Origin of the sequence: Colwellia ponticola (genome assembly GCF_005885605.1) — a bacterium.
GTDB lineage: Bacteria > Pseudomonadota > Gammaproteobacteria > Enterobacterales > Alteromonadaceae > Colwellia > Colwellia ponticola.
In genome coordinates this window covers 105,162-112,234 of record NZ_SZVP01000012.1, presented here as the reverse complement: position 1 = coordinate 112,234, position 7,073 = coordinate 105,162, and the positions used below count along the sequence as shown (strand labels likewise).

5 protein-coding genes are annotated in these 7,073 nt (G+C 38.0%); all 5 read right to left on the bottom strand.

From position 1 onward, the window contains the following. Nucleotides 1–928 precede the first annotated feature (928 nt). Nucleotides 929–2,224, bottom strand: coding sequence for a phosphoribosylamine--glycine ligase (gene purD, locus FCS21_RS12335; protein WP_138623830.1), 1,296 nt, complete (start codon nucleotides 2,222–2,224; stop codon nucleotides 929–931). 40 nt (nucleotides 2,225–2,264) lie between these two features. Next, nucleotides 2,265–3,125, bottom strand: a complete 861-nt coding sequence (locus tag FCS21_RS12330) for a class I SAM-dependent methyltransferase (RefSeq protein WP_138623828.1) — start codon at nucleotides 3,123–3,125, stop codon at nucleotides 2,265–2,267. Between the two features lie 434 nt (nucleotides 3,126–3,559). Next, nucleotides 3,560–5,161, bottom strand: a complete 1,602-nt coding sequence (gene purH / locus FCS21_RS12325) for a bifunctional phosphoribosylaminoimidazolecarboxamide formyltransferase/IMP cyclohydrolase (RefSeq protein WP_138623826.1) — start codon at nucleotides 5,159–5,161, stop codon at nucleotides 3,560–3,562. A 195-nt stretch (nucleotides 5,162–5,356) separates the two neighbouring features. Then, the gene (gene fis, locus FCS21_RS12320; protein ID WP_101228723.1) at nucleotides 5,357–5,644 is read right to left on the bottom strand and encodes a DNA-binding transcriptional regulator Fis; all 288 of its coding nucleotides are present in this window, start codon (nucleotides 5,642–5,644) and stop codon (nucleotides 5,357–5,359) included. 58 nt (nucleotides 5,645–5,702) lie between these two features. Beyond that, nucleotides 5,703–6,725: a tRNA dihydrouridine synthase DusB gene (gene dusB / locus FCS21_RS12315; RefSeq protein ID WP_138623824.1), complete on the bottom strand. Its 1,023-nt coding sequence runs from the start codon at nucleotides 6,723–6,725 to the stop codon at nucleotides 5,703–5,705. Nucleotides 6,726–7,073: the final 348 nt, after the last annotated feature.

Genomic DNA, 7,073 nt, shown 5'->3' with positions numbered 1-7,073 from the left:
CAGCGTTCAATCTGAGCCATGATCAAACTCTTCAATTAAAAATCGTTTGTGATGTATCCGAAGATAACATCTGCTCAATGAATTCTGTCGTGATACCAAACTTTCCGAAGAAAACTTGATAACGCATTACATAGTCGTTACCTACCTAACTAAAGATAAATAACGTGTATTTATTTGCATGAACATCATTCATTAAGCGTTTTTGCTTGCCTTACTAGTAAAAGTAAAGTGAAGCTTATAAAACAGCGTAATGTGAGTGCTCACACAAATTGCATGATAACTAATTGTTAAAGAAGACATTTAAAGCTTTACCTAAGGTAAACTTTAAATCAGATGCGAGTCGCATTCGCTCATCATCTTAGCTAGTTAAACTAGCGTCGCTCGTTGCTGTTGCCCCGAAGCAGGATGCGTATCATACGCTTCCGAGTTTTAATGTCAACACTTTATTTCGTTTCTTTTAAAAGTTTTTAAAAGCGTTAAAACTTGATGTTAACTTAAGCTAATAAACGGTAAACCGTGTAGATAACTTAGTAAAACAGTTCGTTGATGATTCATCTTGCGTGAACCCCTTGGAACTGGAGCGCATTATAGAGATCTTTGTTTAACGATCAAGTACTATTTTAATCTTTTTGTTTGTTCGGGTATTTATTGAACATATCGCTTTCTTATTGGGCTATATACAGAGAAAAACAAACGATCTTCAATGATCATTACTAAATTATCGAGCGTAACTGATGCCAATACGTTGTGTTTCACTTGCACTTAAGGGCTAATAAACTACCTCTGGGCATAGCTATACGACTAATTGCCATGGCTATTAAATAAGGTTTGTTAGCTTATTTGTATTCAAATATAAAAAACCGACGCTAAGGTCGGTTTTTTCATTTTAAATTCTCAACAAACGTTCAATAACTTATAAACTGATCATTTAAGCATTTTCTTGTTCGCGTTTAATAGCGCGATAGGCGATATCCGTTCTAAATTCTACACCTTTCCAATGAATTTGATGTAAAAGTTCATAAGCAGCCTGCTGAGCTGTGGTAACTGTATTACCCAATGCCGTAGCACAGAGTACACGTCCACCATTAGTGATCACATTACCCTGCTCATTTAATGTAGTACCTGCGTGAAATATTTTGGCTGATACATTGGTGTTAGTATCTAAACCAGAGATAACATCTCCTTTAGGATAATCTGCAGGGTAAGATTGTGCTGCTAATACCACACCTACTGCTGCGCGACTATCAAACTCGATAGTTACTTTATCTAATTCACCGCGCGTAGCAGCTAAACACAAGTCAACTAAGTCTGACTTTAAGCGCATCATAATAGGCTGTGTTTCAGGATCACCAAAACGACAATTATATTCAATAACGTTTGGCGTACCATCACTTGCAATCATTAAACCTGCGTATAGAAAACCACTGTAAGGCGCATCTTCGTTAGCCATGCCTTGTACTGTCGGCATAATCACTTCGGCCATTATACGGTCATGAATTTCAGAGGTAACCACTGCTGCAGGAGAATAAGCTCCCATGCCGCCAGTGTTAGGACCTAAATCACCATTTAGTGCCCGTTTATGATCTTGGCTGGTTGCCATAGGTAAAACGTTTTTACCATCAACCATAACAATAAAGCTCGCTTCTTCACCTTCAAGAAACTCTTCAATGACGACACGGTGTCCTGCATCACCAAAAGCGTTACCCGCTAACATATCTGTAATAGCGTCTTCAGCTTCTGTTAGTGTTAATGCCACAATAACGCCTTTACCTGCCGCTAAGCCATCGGCTTTAACAACAATAGGTGCGCCCTGCTGACGTACATAAGCTAATGCCGGTTCAACTTCGGTGAACTTTTCATAACTGCCAGAAGGGATTTTATTACGCGCTAAAAAGTCTTTAGTAAAAGATTTTGAACCTTCAAGTTGAGCCGCTTTAGCACTTGGACCAAAAATAGCTAAACCTTGTGCTTGAAAAGCATCAACAACACCATCAACAAGCGGTTGTTCTGGACCAACAATAGTTAAGGCGACATTTTCCTTTTGAGCAAAAGCAACTAAGGCTGCATTATCAGTAATATCAATAGCAACATTTTCTAATTTTTCTTCTGTTGCTGTACCCGCATTACCTGGGGCAACAAACACTTTAGTAACCTGGCTTGATTGAGCCGCTTTCCATGCTAATGCATGTTCACGACCGCCGCCGCCAATAACTAAAATTTTCATATGTTTTTTCCTATGTATATTTTTTACATTAAATCAGTGCTTATTTGCCTGGTTTAACAAATTTTAAGGTCATACGATCGCTTTCGCCGATCGCTAAATATTTTGCACGGTCTTTATCTTTAAGCGCTAAACTCGGTGGTAATGTCCACACTCCTTTAGGATAAATAGCTAAATCTTTGCTATTAGCATTAATTTCACTTGAGTCTTCAAACCTAAAACCTGCGGCTTTTACTTGTTTAATTGTTTTCACTTCAGAGACATAGCCTCTTGCTTCTTCTGGACTTATGCCAACGGGTAATCTGTGTTCAACAACCCCCAAAACACCACCTGGCTTAAGTGCCTTAAAAGCGTCTTTAAACACTTGCTCTACACCAGCGTCTTTCCAGTTATGTAAGTTTCTAAAGGTTAACACAAGATCGGCTGAGCCTTGTGGTGCTAGCTCGCTTTCTTCGCGTGGCGTAAAGTTCGTTAGCATAACTTCACTAAAGACAGCATCTGAAGCAAGTTTATTCTCTAATTCTTTTCGAGAATTACTGTAATAATTATCTTCGCCTGTATCAGGATAATGAGCACCGTATAATTTACCTTCCCCTTTTAATGCTGCTGCTAGTATTTCTGTGTACCAGCCACCTCCTGGGGTAATTTCAACCACGGTCATATTGGAATGAAAGCCAAAAAAAGTTAATGTTTCAATGGGATGACGGTATTGATCGCGCGCCTTATTTTTAGCGCTGCGGTGATCACCTGATACTGCATTTTCAAGTGCCTTGACTGAAGCGCTTTTGTTGGCATTAGCTTCATGAATATGCGATTCATGCGCAATAGCAGATGAGCTTAATATACTGCCACTTAACGTTACTGCGATAGCAATTGCGGTCAGTGCATTTTTTTTAATGGTCATAACTATTTTCCTTGTAAGCATTATTAGTAATTAAGGTGTTATACCATTCCGTATAAAGAAGTGACCACTTAGAACGGCATGGTATTAATAGGCGCTGATATTTATAACAGATTTAAAACAAACAAGCAGCGTTGATTTATTACCATACTTATTTTCATTGTAAGTAAATAAATCAACACTGCTTTTATAATTTTCGTCATCCCATATAAAGCTTTCTTAAACTGAATTGTTCACTTTAAGGAAAAAGTCATGCTGCTGAAGAGTTTCAGTGAGTACTTAATACCTTTAAATATAGCAAAACGAAGACTTCATAAATCTATTAACAGATAACCTTAAGCTAGAGGGTTCAAAGTCAAATGATAAGCACGCAGCGTATAACTATACGTGAGTACTTATCGTGAAGAGTTTGTGTTCTCTAGCGACAAGTTTTTTTGTTAATGGCGAAAGTGGCGCATACCTGTGAATACCATAGCAATGTTATGCTCATCTGCTGCGGCAATAACTTCGTCATCACGCATTGAGCCACCAGGTTGAATTACGGCAGTAATACCTGCTTCGGCGGCAGCATCTAAACCATCGCGAAATGGGAAGAAAGCATCAGAAGCCATAACAGAACCTTTAACTTCTAAGTTTTCATCAGCCGCTTTAATACCAGCAACTTTCGCTGAATATACACGGCTCATTTGACCAGCACCAACACCAATAGTGGCACTGTTTTTAACGTAAACAATTGCGTTAGATTTAACAAATTTTGCTACTTTCCAACAGAATTGTAAATCGCGCATCTCCTCTGTGGTAGGTTGACGTTTAGTCACTACTTTAAGGTCATCTTTCGATACGCTGCCTTGGTCAGTATCTTGAACTAATAAACCGCCATTAACACGTTTAAAATCAAAACCTGTGGTTTTATTGTCCCATTGACCACATGCTAATAGACGTAGGTTTGGTTTAGCAGCAATAATTTGCGCAGCAGCATCTGAAACGCTTGGTGCAATAATGACTTCAACAAATTGACGAGAAGTAATAGCTTCTGCGGTTTGTGCATCTAACTCACGGTTAAACGCGATAATGCCACCAAAAGCAGAGGTAGGATCTGTTTTATAAGCACCTTCATAAGCTACTAAAATATTATCACCGATAGCCACGCCACAAGGATTAGCATGCTTCACAATAACACAAGCAGGTTCATCAAATTCTTTAACACACTCTAATGCGGCATCAGTATCAGCGATGTTGTTATAAGATAATGCTTTACCTTGTAATTGTGTTGCAGTAGAAACAGAAGCTTCTTCAGGATTTGCTTCTTTGTAAAAAGCAGCGTCTTGGTGAGAGTTTTCACCGTAACGTAAATCTTGTGTTTTAATGAACTGGCTATTAAAAGTACGTGGGAATTTAACTTTGTTGTCAAAAGAGGCTTCAGATTCAGTATCACCATACGCCGGTAACATTTTACCAAAGTAGTTAGCAATCATGCCGTCATAACTAGCAGTATGCTCATAAGCAGCAATAGCTAAATCAAAACGGGTTTTATACGTTAATGAATCATTATTATTGTCTAATTCAGTTAATACACGATCGTAATCACTAGCATTAACGACAATAGTAACGTCTTTGTGGTTCTTAGCGGCAGCACGAACCATCGTTGGACCGCCAATATCAATATTCTCAATAGCATTTTCTAATGAACAATTTTCATCACTTACTGCATTGGCAAACGGGTACAAATTAACCACGACCATATCAATTGCGCTGATGTCGTTTTCTGCCATTACTGTCTCATCAATACCACGACGCGCTAAAATTCCGCCATGTACTTTAGGGTGTAATGTTTTAACACGACCATCCATAATTTCTGGGTGACCTGTGTAATCAGATACCTCAGTTACTTTAATACCATTTTCTGTTAATAATTTTGCAGTACCGCCAGTAGAAAGAAGATCAACGCCTTTCTCGCTTAGGCGACGAGCAAACTCAACAATACCTGCTTTATCAGAAACACTTAATAGTGCACGTTTAATTGGACGTGGAGTATCCATTTATATATTTACCTTGTAGTTATAACTTACTGCTAGACTATTCCATTAATTGATAGTGCTAACTTGCCTGGTTACATGAAAATTGAGGATAGTATAATACCATTACCTATTAGAAAATATTGCTTAGGCTAAATATTTTTCACATGGTATAAACATAAAAAGCACCCGAAGGTGCTTTTTACTATAAATACTGGCTTAGTTCATACCGTATTTTTTAAGTTTTTTGCGTAACGTACCGCGATTAATGCCTAACAAGTTGGCTGCGCGTGTTTGGTTACCGCGAGTATACATCATAACTTCTTCTAACATTGGCGCTTCAATTTCGCTCAATACCAGGTCATACATATCATCAACATCGTTACCATTTAACTGTGATAAATAGTTGCTGATTGCAATTTTAGCTTGAGTACGTAACGGAGATGTTTTAGTTTGTGTTTGAATATCGCCAGTAATAAATGGAGAAGAAACATTTTGTTCGAACATATGATATAACTCTTTCTTTTGTTAATTAAAATAAAAATAAAACTACAATAACTTATGCTTAGCCCTTAAAAGAACCAGCGGCAAAGTCATCAAAAAATTTCTCTAACATCATCAATTGTTCATTGGTAGACGTTAAAGCATTAAAAATAGCTCTAAACGCTTTGCCTTGTTCAAGCGCAAACTCAGCACTGAAACCATCACCAGTTTCAACCAAGTTTTGTACGTACCAAGACACGTGTTTACGGGCAATCATCACTCCTTTGAAGTCCCCATAAAACTGATGTAACGCCATAACATGATTGAGTATAATTAAACGAACTTCGTTTAATGTCGGTGCGAGCATTTTGTTGCCCGTTGCCAAGAAATGATTAATTTCTCTAAAAATCCACGGACGACCCTGTGCGCCACGACCAATCATGATAGCGTCTGCCCCCGTATGGGTTAACACCTGTAATGCTTTTTCAGGTGAAGTAATATCACCGTTTGCCACTACAGGAATTGAAATAGCTGATTTTATTGCCTTAATGGTGTCGTATTCTGCATTGCCTTTATAAAAGTCATTACGAGTACGACCATGCACTGCGAGTGATGCTATACCACTATCTTGAGCTATTTTCGCTATTTCAATACCATTACGAGTATCTTCACACCATCCTGTGCGAATTTTTAGCGTAACCGGAATATTTACCGCTTTTACCACCGACTGAACGATACGCTCAACCAATGCTGGTTCTTTTAATAAAGCAGAACCCGCTAATTTTTTATTTACTTTTTTTGCTGGGCAGCCCATATTGATATCAATAATTTGTGCACCGTTATCAGCATTTACTTTGGCAGCAAACGCTAACTCATCAGGACAACTGCCAGCAATTTGTACACTACGAATATCTACTGAATCGCCATGTAACATTCTCAGTTTAGACTTTTCGGTGTTCCATACTTTCGGATTTGACGAAAGCATTTCAGATACTGCCAAACCCGCACCTAATTGACAGCATAGTTGCCGAAAAGGTTGATCTGTTATGCCTGCCATGGGAGCAAGTATGACCTGAGAGTTAAGTTGATATGTACCTATTTTCATACTGCTGTTTTTTTGAGCTACCTTTCAAAAGGGCGCTAAGTTTACGCGTTTTTTTTTCAATTGGAAAGCATATAATTTGAACAATATTTAGTTTTTTTCACCTTTTTGATATTGACATTTATTAAAGTATAAATGTGCGTACAAAACGTACAAATGCTTGATAAATTAGTTGACAAACACGATAAAAAAGACGATAGCAAAAACAGCAAAACTTAGTGTAAATAATGCCTATAACTACGGTAAAGTAAAAAAAGCAGATTCACCAGTTAGACACTTTGAGGGGTGACACTTAGCAGCTGTGTTTAAGAAATATTGTAGGGGAGACTTTATTATTGGTTGAAAAAATAT

Coding starts and splice junctions, on each gene's coding strand:
- purD (WP_138623830.1), bottom strand. CDS start 2,224: ATGAAAATTTTAGTTATTGGCGGCGGCGGTCGTGAACATGCATTAGCA.
- FCS21_RS12330 (WP_138623828.1), bottom strand. CDS start 3,125: ATGACCATTAAAAAAAATGCACTGACCGCAATTGCTATCGCAGTAACG.
- purH (WP_138623826.1), bottom strand. CDS start 5,161: ATGGATACTCCACGTCCAATTAAACGTGCACTATTAAGTGTTTCTGAT.
- fis (WP_101228723.1), bottom strand. CDS start 5,644: ATGTTCGAACAAAATGTTTCTTCTCCATTTATTACTGGCGATATTCAA.
- dusB (WP_138623824.1), bottom strand. CDS start 6,725: ATGAAAATAGGTACATATCAACTTAACTCTCAGGTCATACTTGCTCCC.